This is a genomic window from Lederbergia ruris, from assembly GCF_018332955.1.
GTDB lineage: Bacteria > Bacillota > Bacilli > Bacillales > Bacillaceae_C > Lederbergia > Lederbergia ruris.
In genome coordinates this window covers 1-249 of sequence record NZ_BORB01000179.1, presented here as the reverse complement: position 1 = coordinate 249, position 249 = coordinate 1, and the positions used below count along the sequence as shown (strand labels likewise).

Genomic DNA, 249 nt, shown 5'->3' with positions numbered 1-249 from the left:
ACCAATCACCTGTTTGACATCAAACTGGATGTCGTGTTGGGCGAAAAAGTGTTGAGCTAGAAGATAGATGGGATTTCCATCGACAACCAAAGTGAGATCTTCCGGAATCTCCTTCATCTTCACTAATACTTCATCAATGGCGCGAATAGCCGTGACCGTATCTCGATTGGGAGACACGGGATAAGAGAGAATGATCTTCTTGACCGCGTCAAAAAAGAAAAACAAATAGTGCCATTTTCCATTCACGCG

The 249-nt window shown here is 43.8% G+C and carries 1 pseudogene; it reads right to left on the bottom strand.

From position 1 onward, the window contains the following. Positions 1–249 (bottom strand): annotated as a pseudogene (locus tag KI363_RS21880) (DDE-type integrase/transposase/recombinase); the annotation flags it as partial.